This window comes from Paenibacillus sp. MSJ-34 (assembly GCF_018918005.1).
In the GTDB taxonomy this organism is placed as follows: domain Bacteria; phylum Bacillota; class Bacilli; order Paenibacillales; family Paenibacillaceae; genus MSJ-34.
In genome coordinates this window covers 1-24,460 of record NZ_JAHLPR010000004.1, presented here as the reverse complement: position 1 = coordinate 24,460, position 24,460 = coordinate 1, and the positions used below count along the sequence as shown (strand labels likewise).

The window sequence follows — 24,460 nt, the reverse complement described above, 5'->3', positions numbered from 1 at the left end:
AGACCGAAACGATAGCCGTTTCGATCTTCTTATTTGTGTATTATGCCCATGTAGGTTGTACTTTAAACAGTTTGACGTCTTGTTCCTTCGTTTTCTCGACTTCCGGTTCGAATACCGGTTCTTCCGCCGTAATTCGCCAAATGTCGGCGCCCAATTGCGAGAGCTTCTCCGCAATATTGACGTATCCGCGATCGATATGATGCGTGCCGGTAATTTCCGTCGTGCCTTCGGCAGCCAGCCCCGCGCAGATGAGCGCGGCTCCGGCCCGCAAATCGGTCGCGCATACTTTGGCGCCCACCAATTTCATGCCGCCGCTGACAACGGCGGTACGGCCTTCGACTTTAATTTGCCCGTTCAGATTAATGAATTCGTCCACATGCATGAAACGATTCTCGAATACCGTTTCCGTCACGACGCTCGTGCCTTCCGAAACCATCAATAAGGCCATCATTTGCGATTGCATATCGGTCGGGAAACCCGGATAAGGCAACGTCTTGACGTCTACCGATTTAAGCGGCCGATCCGCGCGCACGCGAATTCCGTTCTCGTCCGGTTCGATCGTCACGCCCATCTCCTGCATTTTCGAAATGACCGGGCCCAAATGATCGGCGATCGCCCCTTCAACATAGACGTCGCCGCCGGTTATGGCAGCCGCGATCATATACGTTCCCGCCTCCACGCGATCCGGAATGACCGAATGCTTCGCGCCGCGGAGCTTGTCAACGCCTTCAATCCGAACGACGCCGGTTCCGGCTCCGCGCACTTTGGCGCCCATCGCATTCAAATAGTTGGCCAAATCGACGATTTCCGGCTCTTTCGCCGCATTTTCAATCGTCGTCGTTCCTTCCGACAAGGTGGCGGCCATCATAATGTTTTCGGTTGCGCCGACGCTTGCTACATCCAAATAAATTTTCGCGCCTTTCAATCGCCCTTTGACTTTCGCTTCAATATATCCTTGTCCGAGGCCGATCTCCGCCCCCATCGCTTCAAACCCTTTCAGATGCTGATCGATCGGTCTTGTACCGATTGCGCAGCCGCCGGGCAGCGAAATTCGCGCATATCCTTCGCGGGCCAAGAGCGGGCCCATCACAAGAAAGGATGCGCGCATTTTTCGGACAAATTCATATGGCGCTTCGCAGGAGGATAAGCGTTCCGCATTGACGCGAATGATTTCGTTTTGATATGTAATATCGGCTCCGAGTGTTTCGAGCACTTTGCTAATCGTCATAACATCGTCGAGTGGAGGAGCGTCGCAAATTACGCTTTCTCCTACTTCCCCCAAGAGAGAGGCAGCGATAATCGGAAGCACGGAGTTTTTCGCTCCATTAACGCGTACGCTTCCGGATAACCGTTTGCCGCCGCGGACGATAAATTTGCTCATTCTGTTTCCCTCCGCGCGAGTTTTTTACCTTTACGTTTTCAAAATACAGCAGAATATGACATTTGTTGCGTTTCCTGTGTTTTACCCAAGATACATAATACCATCCCAGCATATAAGGTAACAAGCGTTATTTTCTCGATTTACCGTTGTATTAACCATTGTTAACACAAAAGTTCGATGTTATTCGACATTTTCGTTTCACTCGCGTCATTTCTCGTTTCATTGCGCGTTCAAAAAGTCGGCTTTTCCGCGCCAACCTCTCAAAACATCCAGCGAAGCTGCTGCGTCCATTGCCAATACTGCAAAATAAACTCGGCAACCCAGCGCCCGACAATGACGGCCAGAAATAAATAGAGCAGCTTCGCCTGCGGACTTTTCGGACGGCGGATCAACAAGTCCAATTTTAACGTCTGCAGCGCCCACCAAGCTAAAGCTATGCATGCAAGGGTAACGATAATCGAGACCAATCCGTTCAAGCCCATCGCCGCGGAAATTCCCCGGTCGTCCATGATGCGTTTTCGCCTCCTATCCTTTTGTTTACAGCGGATTTTACCTCATGCCGGCATGCCGCCTTATTGGGGCCGCTCCGGCAGAAGGCCTCCGCTTATTTCCGTATTAATATATCGTACAGCATCGATGTAAATTCCGCCCGGCTCGCCGCGCTGTCCGGTTTAAACGTTTCGTCTCCGTATCCGCGAATCAAGCCTCGCCCCTTCATCGCGGCCAGCATCGGCGCGGCCCAATAAGTACGGGAAACGTCTGTGTAAGGTTGCGCGGTAATCGAGCCCGGCTTAATTCCTAACGCATTTCCGATCATCACCGTCATCTCGGCGCGGGTGACGTAGCGGTTCGGCCGGAAGGACATTTCCGAGTACCCGGACACGATGCCGGATGCTGTCGCCCGCGCAATCGCGTCGTACGCCCAATGGTTCTTCGGCACGTCGGTGAATCGTTGCGGCCTGCTCTCCTTAAGTTGGAAAGCTTTCGACAACACCGCAACGGCTTCGGCTCGTGTAATGACTCGATCCGGCTCGAACCGCAGCTGCTCGTAACCGTTGATCCAATTTTTGGCGGTTAGCGCGGAGATCGCTTTTTCCGCCCAATGGCCTTCAATGTCACGGTATCCGGAAACCAACGTTTCGGCTTTCGCTTTCAATTGATAATATTGCTGGTCGAACATGCTGTCTGCCGTCAATTTAACCAAGTACGTTCCCGGCCCAAACGTCCCCGACGCTCTTAGCGAGCTGTTCCCCGCTTTGTTGGCGTAAGAATTAATCAATTTCTGCCGCCGGTCGTAAACATTCATTTTGACGATTCGATTCGCCGGGATGCGGCTCACTTCCAACGTGACATAGCTGCGGGCATCGACTTGAAATTTAAACCAGTCGACATCGTCATCGCTTGAGAACACGCCCAAGTAATCGGTATCGAACGCCATCGTCACCGCTTGATAGCTTTTGTCGTTCGGTTCGTTCGGATCCGTAAATTTGGTAATATACTCAATCGACAGCTTGAATTCCGCCGCTACCGGCCTCGGCTTGGCCGAGATGGCGTTATAGACCGAGATATAGTACGTGCCGGGGGCAAGATTAGGCAAAGTTATATATTCCCCCTCTCCCTTATCTTCCCCATGCGCGTCGACGGTAATCGTATCCGTGTTCGGCCCTCGAAACGTCATGGCCGGGTCGACGCGAACCGAATCCGTTTCCAGCTCCAACCGGAGCGTTCCCCGCTTCGTCACCTCGAAGGCGAACCAGGAGACATGCCCTTCGCGGCTGAACGTGCCCACCACTTCCTGGCTGCGGGTCGGCAGCTTAAACGCACGCTGCTGCGTATCGTTCTTGCCGTACGCATCTTCATAAACGGCAAATTTCGACACTAACCTGTATTGGACTCCATGTGCCGCATCTCGGTTCTTGAGTCGCAATTGAATATAATTTTCCCCTTTCTTCAAAGGGATCGTGCCCTTTCTTTGATCGAAAAAATCGCTTAGGAGTCGTCCTTCCGCTTTATTTCCTTGGAAATAGGTAAGCTCGACCGGCTCATCTCCTTCCAGCATGCCGAATTGCAATTGCAACGTTCCGTCATATGGGGCGTCGACGCGAAACCAATCCGTATCATTGCCGCCGCTTAACGCAGAATAAAGCGCCGTGTCGATCGGAAAGGGCGCAGCTTTGTCCCTGCTGCCGTTATCGCCGTAAATGTCGCTTTTTGGCGGCGACGTCAGCGCGCGATCCGCCCGAAGCAACCCGTATCCCGTGCGGGGATCCCAGCCCTTCTCCCCGATATCTTGAGCCGTCTGCCTTATCAAGTTGCGAATTTGATATGGTTCGTAATCGGGATATTTCGCCCATATGAGCGCGGCGACGGCTGCAACCTGCGGGGCCGCCATCGACGTTCCCTCTTGAGCCGTATACGCGCCGTCCAGCGCCGTCGTATATACTCTCCACGGGGCGACGACATCCATTTCCGGCCCGTAATTCGAGCGGGGCTCCGCTTTGTTCCCGTCACTGCCGCCAACGGCGAGAACGAACGGGTACGCCGCGGGATATTTGATCGCCACTTTATCCCCCAGAACGTTGGCATCGTTCCCGGTTGCCGCAACGAGCAGCACCCCTTTCTGCTCCGCATAGTTGACGATCTCCTCCAAATAATGCGAATAGCGGTACAATCCTACGGACAATATGACAATTTTCGCCCCATGATCGACCGCATATTTAATTCCTTCCCCAAGCTTGTCCTCGTCTCCCGCTCCTTGCCGGTCGAGCGCCTTAATGGGCATCATCCGAGCGGACCATAAAATGCCCGTCGTTCCTTTCTCGTTATTGCCGACAGCAGCGACGACCCCCGCCACATTCGTTCCGTGCCCGTTATCGTCTTGCGGAGGACGGCTTTCGTTAAGCAGATTGATTCCTTCGACCAGATTGTCCTTCAAATCGGGGTGATCCAAATCTACGCCCGTATCCACCAGCGCGATCGTCACGTCGGTATTGTCATGATAGAAATCCCAAGCGGTTCCCGCCCGGATTTCCCGCAAATACTCTTGGCTGTTGAAATAAGGATCGCTCGGAAGCGCGGAGATGCGAACTTTCTGGTTTTTCTGCACATATTCGACATGCGCCGATCGTTCGGCATGCTCCAGCCACTCCCTCTCGTCCGTCCCTTCGTTCGGTTTCGCCACAATCACGTTCATTTCGTCATGGGTGCGGACGATGTCGGTCGACTTCAATAACTGAGCATCGGGCCCTTTATCGTTCCATTTCAGAATCCATGAGTGCGAATCAATTTCATCTTCATCCATGCTCGGATCCGCGTCCGGATTGGCGTCCGGCTCGGCGTGGATTCGTTCTTCGTTATAAGGCTTGGATTCCCCGCCTCCCATTGCGTTCGAAACCGGTTCGAAGCAGAGAGTAACGAGCAGCATAAGCGCCAGTCCGATGATTGCCAGTTGCCTTACCATTGTTTTCATTACGTTCTCCATCTAACTCCGTGAAGATATACGGTATTTTTCACTCAGCCTTAACTATTTCGATATCGGCTCGAGCAATCCCTCTAAGAAGCGCAATATTTTGCACGGTTAAATTTTCGTAACCAGTACTGTATAATAGTGGAAAAAGGGAGGGGCAATACGGATGAGAAAGCCTGTTGTTGATTTGACGCTTTTATGTCTTGTTGTTTCGTTGCTCATTTCATGCGCGAACAAAACGGACGACGCGATTCGATTAGCGACCGAATATAAGCGAGCCCAATTTGACGCAAGCCATTACGATTACGCCGGCAACGCGACGCCCGAAGTCGTCGGCCAAGCCAGGGAAGTGATGGCGCCGTTCCTAACGGATAAGTATTTGGATTACCAGACCAGAAACCGCACATTAATATTGCCCGTACAGCTATCTAACAAGTTGAAGGCAGCGCCGGCTTTGGACGATTTGACATTTTCCGTATTTTCTAAAGAGGAGGGAAGGGTTGAGCTTGACTATGGCGTGAACGTAACATTTCAAAATGAGAACGTTGGCGATGCAAAAGCTTTGAAGATGGAAGGCAGAATTACGCTTGTGAAGGAAGGAGGAGCTTGGAAAGTCGACTACGATAATTTCAATGCTGCCGATTGGTTTGGTGCGTTGATGGAATGAGTGCAGGAAGGCTCGGGGTATTGAACTCCCTGCACCCCTTTTTTTTCGCCTTCTGTCGAAATCCCCGTCGCTCAGAACTTAATACGGCTGCTAAAAATCGCCGGTAATCGCCGCCATACGGGCCCTCGCACGTTTCGATCAGCCCGGCGTGTAGGCACGACGTGAGGAAGTTGCGGAAAAGCCGGGGCCAGTGCACATCGTTCAATGATTGCCGAATCGTTCCGGCGTTTATCGCCTCTTCCTCAGCCCCCATTGGAAAATATCCAATCCAATTCGCCGATTTATGGCTGGACACGCGCCTCTATTGGAAAACATGCAACGGATTCTCACCTTTTACCGTCTTTCGGGCACATTCATGAAGATTTCATTGGACGAAATCCAATGAAGAATAGCAATATGGCCTTAAAAAGAAAAATCCATTGGACAAAATCCAATGGACATCAGACGAAGGTCGAACGTGCAAAAAAAGCACATGGCACTGCCCCGGTATTCGAAAAATATCGGCGTAGTAGATAACTGTTCAAGCACCATCAAGCGCACTCATGCACGAAAAGTCGGAAATCTGCTTTGCACTGAGAAAACGGGTTAACGGCATGCGTGCGTGCACCTCCGTATACGCGCATTTGAACCAGCAGTTTCCCTTCTGAACGAGAGGGATATCGACAGAAGGCGCAGGAAAACCATACCCGTGCAAGCAACCCCGCGAAAATACAAATCCCGTACAACCAAACGGCCGTACGGGATTTTCAAAGCTTCGCCTTACTGAATGAACAAATCAAACGAAACGGAGAAGAAATGATTGATAAATTGGAACACGAAATTCGGGAAAATACCGATCGCGACCGTGGCGACCGCGCATACCCATATTGTAATTCCGAGCGGGGCGGTCAATTTGATTTCTCTTTCTTCGCCGTCCGAACGCATATACATTTGACGAATGATGCCGAAATAGTAATACAACGAGATGACCGCGGTAACGATCATGATCGCCGCAATCCAGTACGCATGCATTTGCACCGCGCCGAGCACGATGAACACCTTCCCGATAAATCCGCCGGTAAGCGGAATGCCCGCAAACGACAGCAGCAATATCGTCATCGCAACGGCCGTATAAGGCGCGCGATAATACAATCCGGCGAAGCCTTTCACATCGTTGTGCCCGGCTGCCCGGCTTACCGCCATGACGACGGCGAAAGCCCCGATATTCATCAATAAGTAGGCGAACAGGTAAAATATCAATTCCGAGAAATTCGACGCGTGAATACTGATCATCGACACGCCGATCGGTACAAGCATATACCCGGCATTGGCCACGCCGGACAAGGCAAGCAGCCGCTTGACGTTCCGCTGCCGCAGTGCCGCGGCATTCCCGACGATCATCGCGATCGCGGCCACAATCAGTACGGCAAGGAACGCATCCTCCCCGAAATTGTTCTGCGGTCCGCCCAACAGTTGAAAGTACACGTTGTACATGATGCGGAACAAGATCGCAAAACCCGCCGCTTTGGACACGACGGCGAGGAATGCGGTAACCGGCGTCGGCGCGCCTTCGTACACGTCGGGAGCCCATACATGAAACGGCGCGACCGCGATTTTGAAGCCGAAACCGGCAAGCATCAGGAAAAAGCTGACGTACAGCAATATTTCGAAGTTTGCCGCATTGCCGGCGAGAACCGCTCCGATTTCCCCTACGTTCGTCGTACCGGTCATGCCGTACAAGAACGACATGCCGTATAGAATGAAGGCGGAAGATATGCTTCCCAGCACCAAATATTTAAACGCACTCTCGTTCGATTTCAAATCGTTTTTCTTTAATCCGGCCAACACGTACGAAGTAATGCTCAGCAGCTCCAGCCCGACATACATCGTGATCAGCTCGCCCGAGGAAGCCATGATCATCGCGCCGAGCACAGCCGGAAGCAGTAAATAATAGTACTCGCCTTTATGCTGAATTTCGTCTTCCCGGATGGAACCGAGGCTCATAAAGACGATCAGTCCCGTTCCGCTCAAGAACAAAATTTTCATAAGATTGGCGAAGTCGTCGATTCGATAGCTTTGTCCGAGCAGTTGAACGACCTGCGCCGCATGCGGCGCGTCCGCGCCTGCGCTCATGCCGGTCATTTTCCATATGACGAAAAAGAGCGATACGGCGATAGCCGCAAGCGAAAGAACCCCCGTAAAATTGCGGTTTACTTTGTTCGGCAGAAGCAGATCCAACACAGAAATCAAAATTGCGGCAATGACCAATGTTAACTCCGGCGCCAAGGTTGCAAGATCGGCCCATTGCAGCGGTTGTATCGTTTCTAACGGACTCATGGGCTACCCTCCTACCTTGAGAATGGATTGTAAAAATTGATCAAAGCTATGCTGCAGCGGTTCGACGACGGTAGCGGGATATACGCCGAGCAAAATAATGAAAGCGACGAGCGCGACCATCGGGATCGCCTCGACCAGTCTCGCATCTTTGATGCCGGTGTACCGTTCGCTCATCGGACCGTAAGTAATGGCGAGCACCCCGCGCAATACATAGACCGCTCCGAGAATAATGCCGAGCGCTCCTACGGCGGTAATGATCTTCATCGAGCCGAACAAGCCGAGGAACGACAGAAACTCGCCGATAAATCCGGATAAGCCGGGCAAGCCGAGCGAGGCTAACCCCGCGATTAGCAGTATCCCGCTCATGAACGGAACGCTCTTCGCCAAGCCGCCAAGCTCGTCGATTCGCGTCGTTTCCGTTCGCTCGTACAAGCTGCCGACGATCAGGAAGAACAGCGCCGAGATGAAACCGTGCGATACCATTTGGAACAATGCGCCTTGCAATCCGGCCTCATTCAAAGACGCGATGCCGAGTAGCACGATCCCCATATGGCTGATGCTGGAATAAGCCAGCACAAGCTTGAATTCTTTTTGCACGAATGCGAGCACCGCGCCGTACAAAATATTGATTACGCCGAGAATCGCCAGAGCCACCGCCCATGAATGGACATGCTGCGGGAACAGGAATACCGCGAAGCGTATCAATCCGTATGCCCCCATCTTCAGCAAAATGCCGGAGTGAATCATGACGATCGAAGGAGGCGCTTCGTTATGAACGCGCAGCATCCAAGTGTGAAACGGGAAGATCGGCAGCTTGATGCCGAATGCCACGAGCAGCAGGATGAACAACGTCAAGCTCATGCCTTCCGACATGTAGAACGGATTGCCCGGGGCCAACTCCGGAGCGATGTTCATCATCGCTTGATCGTCCTGCATATTTGCCGTCAATGTCGTCAAATCGCCGCTGAATATATAGTTCACCTGGCCGGGGACCGTTTGATCGTCCATGCGGAATCCGGCGGTCGCCACCAGCAGGATGAAGGCAATGAGCATGACCGCGGATCCGAAGCCATTGTACAATAAAAACTTGTTGGCCGCTTTTTCCCGCTTCAAGTACCCCCATATTCCGATCAGGAAGAAGGTTGTTACCAATGTCGCTTCGAAGAAGAAGAAAAATAAGAACAAGTCCCGTGCCATAAAGACGCCGAACATACCGATCTCAAGCAACAGGAACAAGATAAAATACGTTTTCCAGCGCTTTTTGATATGATAGGATGCCAATGCCGCCGCAACTGCGACGATCGCCGTCAATACGACGAGCAACAGCGAAATGCCGTCGATGGACATATGATAGTTCAGTTGGAACGAGCTGGCGGCTCCTCGCAAAAATTCGCCGTTCAATGGGATATTGATCCAAGTGACGTTTTCTTCAAACGCTTTTCCATTGATCGAATTAAAGGAAACGTACAACCATACGCTTAGGATCAGCGGGATGATTGTCGCCGCTACGCCAACCATTTTGATGCCGCGGCTATTTTCCTTAGGCATAAACATAATGACGAGAATTCCGATCAGCGGGGAGAAAGCGATCAGTGACAAAATAGGGATGTTCTCCAGCATCTACCACAACCTCCTTCCCGCAATGGCCACGATAAGAATGACGCATCCGATCAACGCAACCGCGCCGTACGTTTGCAATTGTCCGTTTTGCAGCCTTACCGACGCACGGCCGACGAATACCGTGGCGCCCGACACGAGACGCACGATGCCGTCGACAATCCGGTTGTCGAACCAATCGGCCGCTTTGCCGATCGCTTTCAGCGGTACGACAACGATCGCATGCTGCAGTTCGTCGATATAATATTTACGCTCCAGCAATGTCGTCAGCCAAGGAACGCGGGACGAAACCGCATCGCCCGGAATCGAGCGTTTGCCGTACATCAGCCAGCCGAGTCCGATACCGATCAATCCGATCAGCGTCGAGACGATCATGACCATCGCGTTGGCATGCTCCTCCGCCTCGCCGCCCGTTAACCACGACCCGAACCAACCGTTGAACGGCGTATAGACAAATCCGGCGACCACGGCCAGCACGGCAAGGATAACAAGAGGCATCGTCATCGATCCCGGCGATTCTTGCGCTCCCTTCGTTTCGGCGGACGTTCCGGCGAAGACGAGGAAGAACAGCCTTGCCATATAGAATGCGGTAAAGAACGCGGCTACAATGCCTACGATAAACAAGCCTTTATTGCTGTCCCATGCTGCGGTCAGAATCGCGTCCTTGGACCAGAACCCGGAGAACGGCGGAATGCCGGACAAGGCTAACGCCCCGATGCCGAACGTCCAAGCCGTTATTTTCATTTTCGAACCGAGTCCGCCCATCTTATGAATGTTTTGCGTATGTACGGCATGGATGACGCTGCCCGCTCCCAAGAACAGTAACGCCTTGAAGAAAGCGTGCGTGAACAGATGGAATATGCCGGCCGTCACCGAGCCAAGACCGAGCGCAAGCATCATGTAGCCGAGCTGACTGACGGTGGAGTACGCCAGGATGCGCTTGATGTCGTTCTGGGCAATCCCGATCGTTGCCGCGAATATGGCCGTAAACCCGCCGACATAAGCGACGACTTCCATCGCTGCCGCCGATTGGTGAAAGATGTCGAAAGTGCGCGCCACCAGAAACACGCCCGCAGCTACCATCGTAGCCGCGTGAATCAAGGCGCTGATCGGCGTCGGCCCTTCCATCGCATCGGGCAGCCATGTATGCAGCGGGAATTGTCCCGACTTGCCGACGGCCCCGACGAAGATCAGAATCGCAATCAAAGTCGTAATTCCGCCTGTAATTCCGGCCGCAAGCATCGTCTCCTGATTGCCGAACACGTTCTGGATGGAAGAGAAGTCGAGTTCATGCCCGGGCATATACCAGAAGAGGAGCAGGATGGCGATGAACAACGCGACATCCCCGATCCGGGTGACGATAAACGCCTTCTTCGCCGCCGCTTTCGCAGCCGGTTTGTGAAACCAGAATCCGACCAGCAAAAACGAGCAAACGCCGACCAATTCCCAAAAAATATAAAGCTGCAGCATATTTTCGGAAATGACGAGGCCGAGCATCGAGAACGTAAACAACGCCACATAAGAGTAAAACACCGTGATTCGCTCGTCGTCTTTCATATAACCTCTGGAATAAATGTTAACGAGCAGACTGACGAGCGTGACGACAAGCAGCATGATCGCATTCAGATTGGTAACTTCAAAGCCGAGCGTGAGACGAACGTCGCCGAAACGAATCCAGTCGACGCTTTGGCTGTAATCCGAAGCGTTGCCGCCCAAGCGTTCCACAAAAACGAGAATGGCCATTCCAAATGACGCGAGTGTGCATAAAATTCCGATCCAAGAGCCGACTTCTTTCATCTGGCGGCCAAGCGCCGTCAAAATCAAGAACGCGAGCAGCGGGAACAGCGGAATGACCCAGACGTATTGCGAATAGATTGATTCCATTGCTAATCCTCCCTACCGCTTCATTTCATCGAATTCATCGACGTTTGCCGTACCTTTGTTGCGGTACAACGCGATTAAGATCGCGATGCCGATTGCCGCCTCCGCCGCGGCGATCGATATGTTAAAGAGCGAAAAGATCTGCCCCTTCAAACCGGGCACCATCCCGTACTTGGAGAAGGCGATCAGATTCAAGTTGACCGCGTTCAGCATCAACTCAATGGACAAGAGGACGATCACCGCGTTTCTTTTGGTCAAAGCGCCATACAGTCCGAGACAGAACAATATGGCGGCAAGCGTTAAATACGAAGCAAGCATGCCCATCTCAATCCGCCTCCTTCTTCGCGAGGACGATCGCGCCGATAAAGGCGACCGTAAGCAATACCGACAGCAGTTCGAACGGAATGACATGTTCGGTAAAAATCAGTTTGCCGATCTCAAGCGTATTCTCCTTCGGCGCATCCCAGTTCGCCGCGGGGAATTCGGCCATGCGGATCGCATAGAACAAAATTCCGAACAACGCCAGGCAGCCGACCGCCACTAACGCTTCATGCCACGGCCTTGTCATTTCTTCGTCCGTTTTGTCGTGGCGCGTCATCATAATCCCGAATATCATTAGAATCGAAATCGCCCCGGCATAGATCAATACTTGCACGAACGCGACAAATTCGGCGTTCAGCAGCACATACATGCCTGCGAGGCAAATGAACGTGAATGCAAGCGAAACGACCATATGGACGACTTTGTTGAAGCTGATCATGAGCACCGCGCCCGAAATGATGCATACCGCCAAAATAAAAAACGCAATATATTCGCCGGTTAATTCGAGGTTGAAACTAAACATCTTTTTTAGCCCCTCCTCTATTGACCGCCGACAGATTATTTTCTTTGCGAATGTTTTCCGTATTTTCGTTCAGCCATTTGATATCTTTGAACAACTCGTCGCGGCTGTATGTCGAAAGCTCGAAATTGTTCGTCATGACGATGGCCTCGGTCGGGCATACTTCCGTACATAAATCGCATAAAATGCAAATTTCAAAATTAATATCGAACGTATCGAGCACCTTTGCTTTTTTCTCCGGATCGGGGTTCGGCTTACCGGTCAAAGTAATGCACTCCGTCGGACAAATGCGCGCGCATTGATTGCACACAATACATTTTTCGGTATCGAGATACTGTATTCCGCGAAAACGATCAGGCATGACAAGCGGCTCGTCAGGATATTTATAGGTGGCTTTTTTGGTGCCAAGCGCTTTGAGCGTGACGCCAAGCCCTTTGATTAACCCCTTCACAGTCCTCACCCCTATCTATTTAATAAATAATTCCATATAAACGGCCGTGACGAATACGTTTAGCAAGGCGAGCGGGAGCAGCACCTTCCAGCCGAGCCCCATCAATTGATCGACACGAATCCGCGGCATCGTAGCACGCAGCCAGAACAGGAAAAAGACGCAGAACGAAAATTTGACGATAAACCAAATCAAGCCCGGGATAAAATCCAGGAACGGAAACGGCGGATGCCAGCCTCCCAGGAACAAGATTGTCGTAAGCGAAGCGATGGCGAAAATATATACGTACTCTGCCAGCATGAAGAACGCAAACCGGAATCCGCTGTACTCGACGTGATACCCGGCAACCAGTTCGGATTCCGCCTCCGGCAGGTCGAACGGCGAACGGTTCAACTCGGATACGGCCGCAATAATGAAGACGACGAATCCGATAATTTGGGGAAGGAAGTTCCACTCCCAGAAATAGTTGCCTTGGCTGCTTACGATCGTGCGCAAATTCAGGCTGCCGCTAAGCATAATGACGCCGACAACGGATATGATGAGCGGGATTTCATAGCTGATCATTTGCGCCGCCGAGCGCATGCCGCCGAGCAGCGAATATTTGTTGTTCGACGCCCAGCCGCCGATGATGATCGCCAGCGTGGAAATGCCCGTCAATGCGCCGTAGTATAAGATTCCAACGTTCAGATCGGCAAAATAAAGCTGTTCCGTATACGGTATCGTGGCCAATACCGCGAACGCGGGAACGTAGGCCAGCGCGGGTGCGAGAATGAACAGCGCGCGATCCGCTTTTTTCGGAATCGTATCTTCTTTAATCAGCAGTTTAAAAATATCCGCCACCGTTTGCAATAACCCGAGCGGCCCGACATGCGTCGGACCGTGACGAAATTGCATCCAACCGATGACTTTCCGTTCGAAATAAATCGCATAGGTGACAAATCCGAGCACAATGATCAAAAAAACGACGGCCCAAGCGAAAGCGATCGCAAAGTTGGTCCAGGTTAACGTTTCTTGCAGCCAATTGCCCATTAGCAGTCTACCTCCCCTACGACAATGTCGACCCCGCCCAAAATGGTGATCAGGTTCGTCATCGTCTCTCCGACGAGCAGTTTCGGTAATATTTGCAGGTTAACGAACGATGGCCTTCTAAATTTCAAGCGGTAAGGCTCCGCTTTGCCTCTCGAAACGATATAGCACCCGATCTCGCCCCGCGGCGATTCGATGCGCGCGTAGACTTCCCCGGCCGGCGGCCTGACGGCCCGCGGCACCCTGCCCATAATGTCCCCGCCGCTCGGGAACTGTTCGACAGCTTGCTCGAGAATCCGCAAACTTTGGCGCATCTCTTCGATCCGGAGTAAATACCGGTCGTAGCAATCTCCGTTGAAGCTTATCGGCACGTCGAAATCGAATCTGTCGTATAGGCTGTACGGCTCATCTTTGCGCAAATCCCATTTGACGCCGGTGCAGCGGAGATTCGCTCCGCTCAATCCGTAGTTGATCGCCGTCTCGGCGTCGTACTTGCCGACGCCTTTAATTCGCGCGAGGAAAATTTCGTTTCCGCTTACCAAATTGTCGTATTCTTTGATTCTGCCGCGCATGTATGGAATAAAATCGCGCACTTTGTCGATCCATCCCGGCGGCGCGTCCCATTTCACTCCGCCTACCCGCATATAGTTATAAGTCAGGCGGGCTCCGCAGATTTCGTTGAATAAATCGATAATGATTTCGCGGTCGCGGAAAGCATACAGGAAGGGGCTGAGCGCCCCGATATCAAGCAAGTATGTGCCCCACCAGACGAGATGGCTGGCCACCCGCTGCAATTCCATAACGATCAAACGCAAAAATTCCGCTCTTTCCGGCACTTCGATCTGCATCATTTTCTCAACCGCGTGCACCAGCACATAGTTGTTCGTCATGGCAGACACGTAGTCCATCCGGTCCGTATACGGAATAATTTGCGTATAGTTTAAATTTTCGGCCAGCTTCTCCGTCCCGCGATGCAAATATCCCATGACCGGAGTCGCTTCCGTAATCACTTCACCGTCCAACTTCACAATGATCCGAAAAACGCCATGTGTACTTGGATGTTGAGGTCCTACATTTAACAGCAATTCTTCCGTCCGAATCACTTGTGATTACACCTCCGAATCTAGTGGTACATAGTCTTTGCGCAGCGGATGGCCGACCCAGTCGTCCGGCATCATAATACGGCGCAAATCGGGATGGCCCGGGAATGCGATGCCTAGCAAATCGTATATTTCTCGTTCGTTCCAATTTGCCGTTTGCCAAAGTCCGGTGACGGAATCGACAGACGGCTGATCGCGGTCCGTTTTGACCTTGACGCAGTATTCGTGCTTTGTCGTCAGGTTGACCATATGATAGACGACTTCCATATGCGTCTCATGGTCCGCTCCCGCAACGTTGCGCAAGTAGTTACACCCGAATTCGGGATGGCGCAGCAGCTTCTCCGCGCATTTGAGCCAATGCTCGTTTTTGATGGTCAGCGTCGGCAGATGGTTGTTGTTTTCATTGATCGAGCTTTCCTCGACCGCATCCTCCGCCACCTCGGATTGCAAAATTTGCACCGCCCGGTCAAGTCTCGGCTGGTTCGGCGAAGGCTCCTTCGGCGCTTCCGGCTGCGCCGTTTTCTCGGCTTTGCCCGCTTCCCCTTCTTTCGCCGCTTTCGGCCCGTCGGCCGCCCGCGCGGCTCGCGCTTCGGCTGCCGCTTTGCGTCGCGCTTCCCGCTCTTCCTCCGTCAGCGGCTTCCGCTCCGGCTTCGCTGCCGCGGGCTCAGCGGCTTCCGCCTTCTCCGCCGGCTGCGGCGGCGCCGCTTCCTTCGCTGCCTCTGCGCTTGCCTGTTGCGGCTCGGCCGGTTCTTTCGCCCCGGCGCCCGCTTCCCGTTGCGCCGTCTCTATATTCGCCTCGCCATTGGCGGACGATTCAACCGATTGATCGGACTGCTCTTTCTTTTCCTCGCTCATCGATTCGTCACCCGCTTTCCGGTTTTCGCCTCGTAACGGATCTTCTCCTGCAGCTTGTTAATTCCGTAGATTAGCGCCGCCGGATTCGGCGGGCAACCCGGAATATATACGTCGACCGGCACGACCTGGTCGACCCCTTTCATGACGGCGTACGATTTCACGTACGGTCCGCCCGCTGTCGCGCACGAGCCCATCGCGATGACCCATTTCGGCTCGGGCATCTGATCGTACAATCTGCGCAGCAACGGCCCCATCTTCTTCGTTACCGTTCCCGCCACAATCATGACGTCCGATTGGCGCGGCGAGGTGCGGAACATAACGCCGAACCGGTCCAGGTCGTAATGCGACGCCCCCGTACCCATCATTTCGATCGCGCAGCATGCCAAGCCGAACGTAAGCGGCCACAAGGAATTGCTGCGGGCCCAAGCCTTTAATTGCTCCAATGTCCCCATAAAGACGTTGCGTTCCAGCTCTTTGCGTTCTTCAGGGCTAATCGATTCTAGATTGAGTTCCATTTGAGCACCTTCTTCTTCCACGCATATAATAATCCGATAAGCAACAACCCTACGAATATTAACATTTCCACCAATACGAACAATCCCAGCTGATTATACGCTACCGCCCAAGGGTATAAGAAAACCGTTTCAACATCGAAAATAACAAACATCAAAGCGAATAAATAATATCGGACGTTAAACCGAATTTGCCCGGCCCCGACCGGTTCGTTACCGCTTTCATAAGTTGTCCGTTTCATCTCCGTCGGTTTGCTTGGTCTCAGCAGGCGTCCCACCGACAAAGCTACGACAGGCAGCAAAATGCCGAGTGAGATGAAGATCGCGACGATGATGTAATTGTTCCAGTACTCCATACCCCAAATCGCCTCCGTTCGTTGATATAAGTCTTTCTAATAACAAATAACATAAACTGTAATAAACCCGTAACAATTATAACAAAACCTACCATTGGAGTCTATGCAATTCCTGGATTCTTCTTCAACTGTCACTTATTGTGAAGGGCTCATATAAATTTACGTTATTTCCTCCTCGAACATGTAAATGAGAAATGACTATTTAGTGAATTACTGCTATAATTTTAGACTGATCCTAATTATGCAAAGGAAGGTTACGAATGGCGACGATCAAGGATGTAGCGGAAAAAGCGCAAGTCTCCGTCACAACGGTATCCCGCGTTCTCAACAATCGGGGTTACATCAGTCAGGCAACCAGGGAGAAAGTGTTCCGCATCATGAAAGAAATGAATTACCAGCCGAATGAAATCGCAAGATCGCTCATGCGGAAGAGATCGATGATGCTTGGCATGATTATACCGACCATAGCGCATCCCTTCTTCGGAGAGCTTGCCTATCATATCGAAAATTACGCTTCGTCTCTAGGTTATAAGATGCTTATATGCAACTCCAGAATGAATCAGCGCAAGGAAAAAGAGTATATCGACATGCTCAAAAGCAACCGGGTCGACGGCATTATTATGGGGAGCCATACGCTGGATGTCAGCGAATACATTCAGCTTCAGCAACCTATCGTCACATTGGACAGGCGCATTGCGGACATTCCTTACGTTTCGTCGGACAATTATCGCGGCGGCGTGCTGGCGGCCGAATTGCTAATCCGAAAAGGGTGCAGGAAAATCGCCCATATCTGCGGAAATCTCTCGCTCGATTTGCTCGGCAACCTCCGCTCGGAATCGTTTCTAGACATGTTGCAAAAAAACGATATCGAAACCGTTGTCATCGAATTGGGAACCGATGTATTCGAGAGCGAGGATTACGAGAACATGATCACCCGGTTGTTCGAGGATCATCCGGATCTCGACGGTTTGTTCGCGAGCAGCGACATGATCGCCGCCAATGTCATCAAAGTATGCGCTTCGCTGGGCATCGCCGTCCCCGAACGCTTGAAATTGATCGGTTACGACAATATCCAGTTCGCGGCTTTGACCAATCCCGCATTAACGACAATAAGCCAGCCTTTGGAGGAGATGGGGATTTTGGCCGTCGATCTCATCGACAAACTCGTATCCGGAGAGCAGGTGGGGATGGAGCATATTCTTCCCGTAACGCTGATTGAACGGAGTTCAACCTAGTTGAAAAAGCCTATTAGATACTAATACGGCTTTTTTATCGCATCATATGTCAAACGATTGACATATGAAATAATCGGCATGTATAATGAGTCATGCAATCGCTTCAATTGGATACAATTATCAATTTGCAGACGGCATTTCCGATCCGGTTCGAAACGATTGGCTGCGATTCATTTTTAAGGGGAGGAAAAAGAAAAATGAAAAAGAGTGGTCTTGCATCTTTACTCATCCTGTTTCTTGCGTTTTCTATGGTCTTGACGGCATGCGGCGGCGGAAAAAGCGGCGGCGGTTCGAATCCAGCGGGCAGCGAGACGGCAACAAATGGCGCCGACTCCGCCAAGCAGGTAAAAATCACATTTTTAAATTCAAAAGCGGAAATCCAGAAACAAATGGAAGAAGCGGCGAAAGCTTTTACCGAAGCGAATCCGAATATTTCGTTGGAAGTGATCACTACGCCGGAAAGCCAATCCCCGGTCGAAAGAGCTTCGTCGCTTTACGCGGCGGGGACGCCGGCGACGCTCGCCATGCTTGATGCCGGCGACATCGTCAAATTTCAAGATAAAGCCGCGGATCTCTCGGGCGAGAAATGGGTAAGCGATCTGGCTCAGCCTAACGAGATCGACGGGAAAACGTTGGCGTTCCCGTTCGCCGTGGAAGGATACGGATTGATTTACAATCAAGCCGTTCTCGATAAGGCGGTCGGCGGCACCTTCGACCCCGCCTCGATTCAATCCGTTTCCGATTTGGAACAGTTGTTTGGCAAAATCGAAGCTTCCGGCACCGCGCCGTTGATCATCGGCAGCATGGATTGGTCCTTGGGCAACCATTACTTGGCCATCGCTTATGCTACCCAACCGGACGGCGATGTGAACAAATTCCTTGACAGCTTGAAAGCCGGCAACGAGAACTTGGCGGAGAACGCTTCGTTCACAGGCTTGTTGGATACGTTCGACGTCATGAAGAAATATAACAAAGGCAAAAACGACCCGCTCGCCGTCGTGCTGGAGCAAACCGCGGCCGCGGTGGCCAAAGGCGAGGCCGGCATTACGTTTAACGGCAACTGGCTCATTACCGAAATACAGAAATCGAACCCTGACGGACAGTTCGGATTCATACCGGTGCCTGTCAGCGACAACTCCGGCGATAAAGCGAATTCTTCGATCGCGATCGGCGCGACAAAGCAAGTGATTATCGATAAAGCCCAAAGTACGGAAGAGCAGCAGGCCGCCGCCAAGCAATTTCTCGATTGGCTCGTTTACGATCCGGTCGGCCAAGATTTTTTGGTGAATAAAGCGAACGTCGTTCCGGCATTCAAGAACATCGACCTTGAACCGGACAACTCTTTGGCGAAAGCGATTAAAGCCTATAATAACGCCGGCAAGTCCATTCCGTTTGCAGGCAACTACGTACCCGGCGACCACTGGAAAGTATTGGGCGCCTCCATGCAGAAGTATCTGGTCGACAAAGTGGACCGCGCCGGACTGGCTGCCGAAATTCACGATTACTGGAAAAACGTAAAGTAAGTCTAGCAATTTGGACGTCGATGAACGAGACTTCAAGGCCTTGTTCATCGGCCTCCAGCCTTAACAAACTATGAGAAGCGGAGTAGATCCATATGATCGCAGACAAAAATCGAGCCAAGCGCCTTTACCATCGGCTTTTTTTCACGGGACCGACCATGTTGGCGTTTTTCGCCGTCATTATCGTCCCTTTTCTTTACGGAATCTATATGACCTTTTTTCAATGGGACGGCATCTCATCCACTATGCCTTTTGTAGGCTTCTCCAACTATGCTGGCGTATGGCATGACGATAAATTTTGGACTTCGATTTGGCTGACCGTCAAGTATGTGCTGGCAACGGTGCTGCTAATTAACGCGATCGCCTTCTTGCTGGCTTTATTGGTAACGTCAGGCATCCGGGGACAAAATTTTTTCCGTACGGCATTTTTTACGCCGAATCTGATCGGAGGTTTGGTGCTCGGTTTCATTTGGCAATTCGTGTTTAACCATTTCCTCGTGCTTCTCGGCCAGAAGTACGGCCTTCCTCTATTCGATAAATCGTGGCTCGGCGACGAACATAAAGCGTTCTGGGCGCTCGTCATCGTCACCGTATGGCAATACGCGGGATATATGATGGTCATTTTCATTGCCGGTTTAATGAGCGTGCCCAAAGATGTGATCGAGGCGGCCACGATTGACGGCGCAGGCGCGTGGAAGAAGCTTACGCGCATGGTGCTTCCTTTGATGGTGCCTTCTTTTATCGTGACCGTTTTCCTTTCTTTGCAGCGGGGATTTATGGTGTACGACGTAAACTACGCGTTAACGAACGGGGGGCCGTTCGGAAGCACCGTGCTCGCTTCCATGCATGTCTACGACAAAGCGTTCATTCGATACGATTACGGAATGGGACAGGCTGAAGCATTCATTCTCTTCTTCCTCGTTGCGGGCGCAACGCTCTTGCAAGTCTATCTCGGCAAAAAAATGGAGGTTGAAGCCTAATGAAGACGAGCCTTTACCTGCGGCAAACGATCACATACTTTGTATTGCTCATCGCATTGGCGCTATTCGTTTTTCCTTTTTTGTTGCTGCTGTTCAACTCGTTTAAAACGAATGCGCAAATTATCGAGTCGCCGATCTCTCTGCCGACTTCCATCATGTTCGATAATTTTACAATTGCGTATCATGAAATGAACTATTTGGGCAGTTTTATGAATTCGTTGCTTATTACATGCGTAAGCGTGGCCGCCATTTTGCTCTTTTCTTCGATGACGGCCCACTATTTTGTCCGCAACCGTACGAAAACGAATCAATTGCTCTTCTTCACGATGATTGCCGCGATGATTATTCCTTTTCAAGCGATCATGATTCCGCTCGTGTCGATTTACGGGCAGAAGTTAGGATGGATATCGGCACAGCCTCAACTTACCTTAATTTTTATGTATATCGGCTTCGGCAGTTCGTTGGCGGTTTTCATTTATCACGGTTTCATCAAAAGCGTACCCGCCGAATTGGAAGAGGCGGCGCGTATCGACGGCTGCAACTTGCGGCAGACGTTCTTCAAGGTGGTCGTCCCCATTCTGAAACCGACGTCTGTGACGATCGGGATACTGCATGTATTGTGGATTTGGAACGATTTCCTGTTGCCTGTGCTCATATTGCAGAATGCAGGCAAAGACAAATTGACCTTGCCGCTCGCGGTGCAAGTATTTAACGGAACCTATTCGTCCGATTACGAGAAATTTCTGCCCGCGGTCGTAATGATCATCCTGCCCATTCTCATTTTATATCTGTTTGCCCAACGGTTCATTATTCAAGGGGTTACGCAAGGCTCCATCAAATAAATTACTTAGTAAGAAAGGTGCATTATGAATTACACCAAAGAAAAGGCCGATTTATTCATCAGGCAAAACAAAGCATTGCTTCGGGACGATTACCGGCTTCGGTTTCATTTAATGAGCGAATACGGCTGGATGAACGATCCGAATGGCTTTATTTATTATAAAGGAAACTACCACTTATTTTATCAGCATTATCCGTACCGGCCTTATTGGGGGCCGATGCATTGGGGCCATGCCGTCAGTCGGGATTTGGTCGCGTGGGAGTACCTCCCTGTCGCTTTGGCGCCGGATCGGGATTACGACAGAGACGGATGCTTCTCGGGCAGCGCTGTGGAACGGGATGGAAAATTGGCTCTGCTCTATACGGGACATATCGTTACCGGTCCGGACAATAAAAATGACTACATGCAATCCCAATGTTTGGCTCTATCGGACGACGGCGTGCACTTTGAGAAGTTCGCGGGGAATCCGGTCATTCCGGTATCCCAAATTCCGGAAGGCGCCAGCTTGAAAGATTTCCGCGACCCGAAAGTGTTTGAACGAAACGGCTGCTATTATACCGTCATCGGGTCGAATGACGGGAAGGAACGCGGCATCGTTCTGTTATACCGTTCCGCGGATTTGCAGCAATGGGATTTTGTCAATATTATCGCCCAAGGCGACAGCCGGTTGGGAGCGAACTGGGAATGCCCCGATTTGTTTCCGCTGGAAGACCGGGATGTTCTCATCCTATCTCCGGAGCGGATGCCCGCTCAAGGCAATGATTATCATAACGGAAATTCCACCGTTTATATGTTGGGCCGGCTCGACACGGAAGAAGGGAAATTCCGCTACGATTCGTACGAACCTGTTGACTGCGGGTTTGACTTTTATGCGCCCCAAACATGCGAGGATTCCACGGGTAGACGTATTATTGTCGGCTGGATGGAAAACTGGACGACGGAAATTCCGACGCAGCAAGACCATCATTGGGCCGGCGCGATGACGCTTCCGCGCGAAGTGGTCGTTGCGGGGGACAAGCTTCATTTCTTGCCCCTCGAGGAGATTAAGCGATATCGGCTATCTCCCTATGAAGTAACCGATGTTGAGCTAGACGGGGAACGAATGCTGGAATGTTCGGGCGATTGCTATGAACTCGAGGCGGTGTTCGAAGCGCTCGATGCGGAGGAATTCGGTTTGCTGCTGCGGAAACAAGGGCAGGAGGAAACCGTCGTCGCATACCGGCCAAGCGAACAACTCGTCCGGTTTAACCGCGATCGATCGGGGATCGGACCCCAAGGGGAACGCCGGACGAACGTTGCGTTACAAAACGGCAGGCTGGCTCTTCGAATATTTGTAGACCGTTCCTCCGTAGAGGTGTTTATTCAGGAAGGAGAGAAAGTGATGACCGGTCGCATCTATCCGGGAGCGCAATCGGTTGGCATTGGCGTGTTTGCACGCGGCATGTGCCGCCTCGTTTCGTTGCGCAAATGGGATATCCGAGTCTAAGCAGCAATTCTTCTTGTTCTCGCTTCTTGTAAGCCACCGACCGGAGCGCTTCGGGGATGAGCGACGTGCTTTTAGAAGCCGTGAGCGCCATCCCCCTTTTTTTGCATAGCCTCGCACTCGTTCGTTTTCCTTTTTGGCGTCGACTTCCTTTTCAACGTTATGTTTATGCTCTGCTCCCGGTATTATCTCATCTTTCCCCTTCTGTCGAAATCCCGCTCGCTCAGGACAGAAATATCTTTCATGAATCTCTAGTACAGTTAAACAAAAATATCTTTCATGAATCTCCAGTAAAGTTAAAATGAAAAGTACTTTCACGAGTCCCTTGGGAAGCTGAAAAGAAAAATGGATATCCATCCGGGAAGTGGTGCCAAACGAATGTTACTGCATAATTTAAACGAAAAACCGAGCACCGCCCTAACACAATCGTAGCTTGAACAATGCACTAGGATGCGATTTTATAATGAACCATACCCGATTCGGCAGCACTGCCGACAAGCTCCCGATAAGTAATCGTTCGAGACTTCACACAGCTATCAAACAGCGGTTTGAGCAGAGACTCTCGGAAATGATTAAACATATAGCAAAATTGATTTAGATAAGCTTGCAAATGTTTGCTGCCAATGCCGCCAAACACAGCAGCCAACCATTTTTCCGCTTCCCATGCAAGTGAAATCAACCTGAGATTGCGCCGGCGCCCCGTACAGCGCGTGACAACGGCATGGGCTGCGGCTTCCCGTTCCACATGACGATCGATAAAACCTTCAACCGCAAAAGGCGTATAGGGATCTTTGATTGCTTCTTTCTCTTGCTTCTCTATTTTCAATTTGAGGATGGTTCCGTTGTCGTCCACCGAGGCACCGACTAAGAGAGGTTGTTCCGGCACGTGCCATGACCAAAAGGGTGGCGTAATCCGTCTTGCATAGATGGCCTCCGAAATGCGAACCAGCCCGGACAACAGCTCCGCCGAATCGGTTTGAGACATGGCATGCCGAAGCTTGTGGCAGATCAGCCACGCCGTTTTGTAGGTGACCCCAATGATCCGGGCTAATTGGACCGCGTTGACGCTCTCCGGCCGGGAATGAAGATAGATCGCCTGAAACCATTTGCGCAGCGAAGTGCGGCTGCCTTCCATGACCGTCCCCGCAATGAGCGAGGTCTGCGCCCTGCAGCTTTGACACTCATATAAAGGGAGCCTGCGGGTCTTGATAACATAAGCGCTAGGATGCTGACACCGGGGGCAGCGAAAGCCGTCAGGCCATCTCATATCGAACCATGCTTGTACACAGGTCTCTTCCTTTTCATAGAAAGTGGAGAACGCTTCAAAGGATAACAACTCGGACACGGCAATACCTCCCGAACCAACCAAATTCGAACTTATGTTTGTATTTATTTTAACAAACATACGTTCCCATTTCAAGTTCTATTTTTATTTTATGGAAAAAGAAATAAAGAGCTTTTTCTGGTGAGAGGAGCTATCATCCATGATTGAGGAGTGAATTTTTGGGTACACCTACGTAACGAAATCGGGCTTCTGAACAAGGGGGATTTCGACAGAAGGTCTGGTAGGAGGAGATATTGGCAAAAGTGCTGAGTGAAGGGGACCTTGACAGAAGTGCTGAGCGAAGGGGATCTTGACAATAGGCCTGAGCAAGAGGGATATCGATAAAAGGGCGAATGAGAGAATATCGGCAGAAAGGCTGAGCGAAGGGGATTCCGACAGAAGGCCAAACGAATGGGATCTTGACAATAAGCCTGAGCAAGGGGGAGCTATAATATTAAGAAAAACGCCTGACGGCGTCCTTTAAGTTCGTGCATCTCCGTTCATACGTACCAAAGTAAGCTGGGGTATGGGGATCTTCTTCCCCTGTCCCCAGTCTACTTTTTCACATCATTTATCCTGTATTCATAGCCATGAACTCCTTTGTAATAATC

The 24,460-nt window shown here is 51.3% G+C and carries 21 protein-coding genes; 6 read left to right on the top strand and 15 right to left on the bottom strand.

The genetic code is table 11. The features are described 5' to 3' along the window. Window positions 1-40: 40 nt before the first annotated feature. The 3 genes from murA to KQI79_RS02685 all read right to left on the bottom strand — a co-directional run bounded on the left by murA (window position 41) and on the right by KQI79_RS02685 (window position 4,850). Window positions 41-1,381 carry a UDP-N-acetylglucosamine 1-carboxyvinyltransferase gene (gene murA, locus KQI79_RS02695; RefSeq protein WP_216536687.1) on the bottom strand — a complete coding sequence of 447 codons (1,341 nt, stop codon included), beginning with the start codon at window positions 1,379-1,381 and terminating at the stop codon, window positions 41-43. Between the two features lie 260 nt (window positions 1,382-1,641). Then, window positions 1,642-1,890, bottom strand: a complete 249-nt coding sequence (locus KQI79_RS02690; RefSeq protein WP_216536686.1) for a DUF1146 family protein — start codon at window positions 1,888-1,890, stop codon at window positions 1,642-1,644. Between the two features lie 95 nt (window positions 1,891-1,985). Next, window positions 1,986-4,850 (bottom strand): S8 family serine peptidase, encoded by a 2,865-nt coding sequence (locus tag KQI79_RS02685; RefSeq protein WP_216536685.1) that lies wholly within the window; start codon window positions 4,848-4,850, stop codon window positions 1,986-1,988. Window positions 4,851-5,013: 163 nt separating this feature from the next. Here KQI79_RS02685 and KQI79_RS02680 point away from each other — a divergent pair, with 163 nt between their 5' ends. Further along, on the top strand, window positions 5,014-5,514 hold the full coding sequence (locus tag KQI79_RS02680) for a hypothetical protein (RefSeq protein ID WP_216536684.1): 501 nt from the start codon (window positions 5,014-5,016) through the stop codon (window positions 5,512-5,514). A 759-nt stretch (window positions 5,515-6,273) separates the two neighbouring features. Here the strand turns inward: KQI79_RS02680 and KQI79_RS02675 are convergent. Genes KQI79_RS02675 through KQI79_RS02625 form a run of 11 tightly spaced genes read right to left on the bottom strand, consistent with a single transcriptional unit; the run spans window position 6,274 to window position 16,466 of the window. Then, a complete protein-coding gene (locus KQI79_RS02675; protein ID WP_216536683.1) occupies window positions 6,274-7,830 on the bottom strand; it encodes an NADH-quinone oxidoreductase subunit N in 1,557 nt (518 codons plus the stop codon). Between the two features lie 3 nt (window positions 7,831-7,833). Next, window positions 7,834-9,450 (bottom strand): complex I subunit 4 family protein, encoded by a 1,617-nt coding sequence (locus tag KQI79_RS02670; RefSeq protein ID WP_216536682.1) that lies wholly within the window; start codon window positions 9,448-9,450, stop codon window positions 7,834-7,836. After that, window positions 9,451-11,331 carry an NADH-quinone oxidoreductase subunit L gene (gene nuoL, locus KQI79_RS02665; protein WP_216536681.1) on the bottom strand — a complete coding sequence of 627 codons (1,881 nt, stop codon included), beginning with the start codon at window positions 11,329-11,331 and terminating at the stop codon, window positions 9,451-9,453. 12 nt (window positions 11,332-11,343) lie between these two features. Further along, window positions 11,344-11,646, bottom strand: coding sequence for an NADH-quinone oxidoreductase subunit NuoK (nuoK, locus tag KQI79_RS02660; protein WP_216536804.1), 303 nt, complete (start codon window positions 11,644-11,646; stop codon window positions 11,344-11,346). Between the two features lie 7 nt (window positions 11,647-11,653). Further along, window positions 11,654-12,172, bottom strand: a complete 519-nt coding sequence (locus KQI79_RS02655; RefSeq protein ID WP_216536680.1) for an NADH-quinone oxidoreductase subunit J — start codon at window positions 12,170-12,172, stop codon at window positions 11,654-11,656. Beyond that, window positions 12,165-12,620 (bottom strand): NADH-quinone oxidoreductase subunit NuoI, encoded by a 456-nt coding sequence (gene nuoI / locus KQI79_RS02650; RefSeq protein WP_216536679.1) that lies wholly within the window; start codon window positions 12,618-12,620, stop codon window positions 12,165-12,167. The genes KQI79_RS02655 and nuoI overlap by 8 nt, the downstream gene beginning before the upstream one ends. A 15-nt stretch (window positions 12,621-12,635) precedes the next feature. Further along, window positions 12,636-13,646, bottom strand: coding sequence for an NADH-quinone oxidoreductase subunit NuoH (gene nuoH / locus KQI79_RS02645; RefSeq protein ID WP_216536678.1), 1,011 nt, complete (start codon window positions 13,644-13,646; stop codon window positions 12,636-12,638). Next, complete coding sequence (locus KQI79_RS02640) at window positions 13,646-14,746, bottom strand: NADH-quinone oxidoreductase subunit D (RefSeq protein WP_216536677.1); 1,101 nt, start codon at window positions 14,744-14,746, stop codon at window positions 13,646-13,648. The genes nuoH and KQI79_RS02640 overlap by 1 nt, the downstream gene beginning before the upstream one ends. A 6-nt stretch (window positions 14,747-14,752) precedes the next feature. After that, on the bottom strand, window positions 14,753-15,598 hold the full coding sequence (locus KQI79_RS02635; protein ID WP_216536676.1) for an NADH-quinone oxidoreductase subunit C: 846 nt from the start codon (window positions 15,596-15,598) through the stop codon (window positions 14,753-14,755). Further along, window positions 15,595-16,113 (bottom strand): NuoB/complex I 20 kDa subunit family protein, encoded by a 519-nt coding sequence (locus tag KQI79_RS02630; RefSeq protein ID WP_216536675.1) that lies wholly within the window; start codon window positions 16,111-16,113, stop codon window positions 15,595-15,597. Before KQI79_RS02630 ends, KQI79_RS02635 begins: the two co-directional genes overlap by 4 nt. After that, window positions 16,098-16,466, bottom strand: coding sequence for an NADH-quinone oxidoreductase subunit A (locus tag KQI79_RS02625; RefSeq protein ID WP_216536674.1), 369 nt, complete (start codon window positions 16,464-16,466; stop codon window positions 16,098-16,100). The genes KQI79_RS02630 and KQI79_RS02625 overlap by 16 nt, the downstream gene beginning before the upstream one ends. Window positions 16,467-16,726: 260 nt before the next feature. Between KQI79_RS02625 and KQI79_RS02620 the strand changes: the two genes are divergently transcribed. The 5 genes from KQI79_RS02620 (at window position 16,727) to KQI79_RS02600 (ending at window position 22,528) form a co-directional block, all read left to right on the top strand. Then, window positions 16,727-17,701, top strand: a complete 975-nt coding sequence (locus KQI79_RS02620) for a LacI family DNA-binding transcriptional regulator (RefSeq protein ID WP_216536673.1) — start codon at window positions 16,727-16,729, stop codon at window positions 17,699-17,701. Between the two features lie 197 nt (window positions 17,702-17,898). Further along, the gene (locus KQI79_RS02615; RefSeq protein ID WP_216536672.1) at window positions 17,899-19,224 is read left to right on the top strand and encodes an ABC transporter substrate-binding protein; all 1,326 of its coding nucleotides are present in this window, start codon (window positions 17,899-17,901) and stop codon (window positions 19,222-19,224) included. A 92-nt stretch (window positions 19,225-19,316) separates the two neighbouring features. Continuing rightward, the gene (locus KQI79_RS02610; RefSeq protein ID WP_216536671.1) at window positions 19,317-20,201 is read left to right on the top strand and encodes a carbohydrate ABC transporter permease; all 885 of its coding nucleotides are present in this window, start codon (window positions 19,317-19,319) and stop codon (window positions 20,199-20,201) included. Next, the gene (locus tag KQI79_RS02605) at window positions 20,201-21,043 is read left to right on the top strand and encodes a carbohydrate ABC transporter permease (RefSeq protein WP_216536670.1); all 843 of its coding nucleotides are present in this window, start codon (window positions 20,201-20,203) and stop codon (window positions 21,041-21,043) included. Before KQI79_RS02610 ends, KQI79_RS02605 begins: the two co-directional genes overlap by 1 nt. A gap of 24 nt (window positions 21,044-21,067) precedes the next feature. Then, window positions 21,068-22,528 carry a glycoside hydrolase family 32 protein gene (locus tag KQI79_RS02600; RefSeq protein WP_216536669.1) on the top strand — a complete coding sequence of 487 codons (1,461 nt, stop codon included), beginning with the start codon at window positions 21,068-21,070 and terminating at the stop codon, window positions 22,526-22,528. A gap of 442 nt (window positions 22,529-22,970) precedes the next feature. Here the strand turns inward: KQI79_RS02600 and KQI79_RS02595 are convergent, their stop codons facing one another. Next, window positions 22,971-23,870 carry a transposase gene (locus tag KQI79_RS02595; protein WP_367398127.1) on the bottom strand — a complete coding sequence of 300 codons (900 nt, stop codon included), beginning with the start codon at window positions 23,868-23,870 and terminating at the stop codon, window positions 22,971-22,973. Window positions 23,871-24,460 lie beyond the last annotated feature (590 nt).

Coding starts and splice junctions, on each gene's coding strand:
- nuoH (WP_216536678.1), bottom strand. CDS start 13,646: ATGGGCAATTGGCTGCAAGAAACGTTAACCTGGACCAACTTTGCGATC.
- KQI79_RS02615 (WP_216536672.1), top strand. CDS start 17,899: ATGAAAAAGAGTGGTCTTGCATCTTTACTCATCCTGTTTCTTGCGTTT.
- KQI79_RS02605 (WP_216536670.1), top strand. CDS start 20,201: ATGAAGACGAGCCTTTACCTGCGGCAAACGATCACATACTTTGTATTG.
- nuoL (WP_216536681.1), bottom strand. CDS start 11,331: ATGGAATCAATCTATTCGCAATACGTCTGGGTCATTCCGCTGTTCCCG.
- KQI79_RS02635 (WP_216536676.1), bottom strand. CDS start 15,598: ATGAGCGAGGAAAAGAAAGAGCAGTCCGATCAATCGGTTGAATCGTCC.
- KQI79_RS02620 (WP_216536673.1), top strand. CDS start 16,727: ATGGCGACGATCAAGGATGTAGCGGAAAAAGCGCAAGTCTCCGTCACA.
- KQI79_RS02690 (WP_216536686.1), bottom strand. CDS start 1,890: ATGGACGACCGGGGAATTTCCGCGGCGATGGGCTTGAACGGATTGGTC.
- KQI79_RS02610 (WP_216536671.1), top strand. CDS start 19,317: ATGATCGCAGACAAAAATCGAGCCAAGCGCCTTTACCATCGGCTTTTT.
- KQI79_RS02670 (WP_216536682.1), bottom strand. CDS start 9,450: ATGCTGGAGAACATCCCTATTTTGTCACTGATCGCTTTCTCCCCGCTG.
- KQI79_RS02630 (WP_216536675.1), bottom strand. CDS start 16,113: ATGGAACTCAATCTAGAATCGATTAGCCCTGAAGAACGCAAAGAGCTG.
- KQI79_RS02625 (WP_216536674.1), bottom strand. CDS start 16,466: ATGGAGTACTGGAACAATTACATCATCGTCGCGATCTTCATCTCACTC.
- nuoK (WP_216536804.1), bottom strand. CDS start 11,646: ATGCTTGCTTCGTATTTAACGCTTGCCGCCATATTGTTCTGTCTCGGA.
- KQI79_RS02655 (WP_216536680.1), bottom strand. CDS start 12,172: ATGTTTAGTTTCAACCTCGAATTAACCGGCGAATATATTGCGTTTTTT.
- KQI79_RS02600 (WP_216536669.1), top strand. CDS start 21,068: ATGAATTACACCAAAGAAAAGGCCGATTTATTCATCAGGCAAAACAAA.
- KQI79_RS02675 (WP_216536683.1), bottom strand. CDS start 7,830: ATGAGTCCGTTAGAAACGATACAACCGCTGCAATGGGCCGATCTTGCA.
- KQI79_RS02685 (WP_216536685.1), bottom strand. CDS start 4,850: ATGAAAACAATGGTAAGGCAACTGGCAATCATCGGACTGGCGCTTATG.
- murA (WP_216536687.1), bottom strand. CDS start 1,381: ATGAGCAAATTTATCGTCCGCGGCGGCAAACGGTTATCCGGAAGCGTA.
- KQI79_RS02680 (WP_216536684.1), top strand. CDS start 5,014: ATGAGAAAGCCTGTTGTTGATTTGACGCTTTTATGTCTTGTTGTTTCG.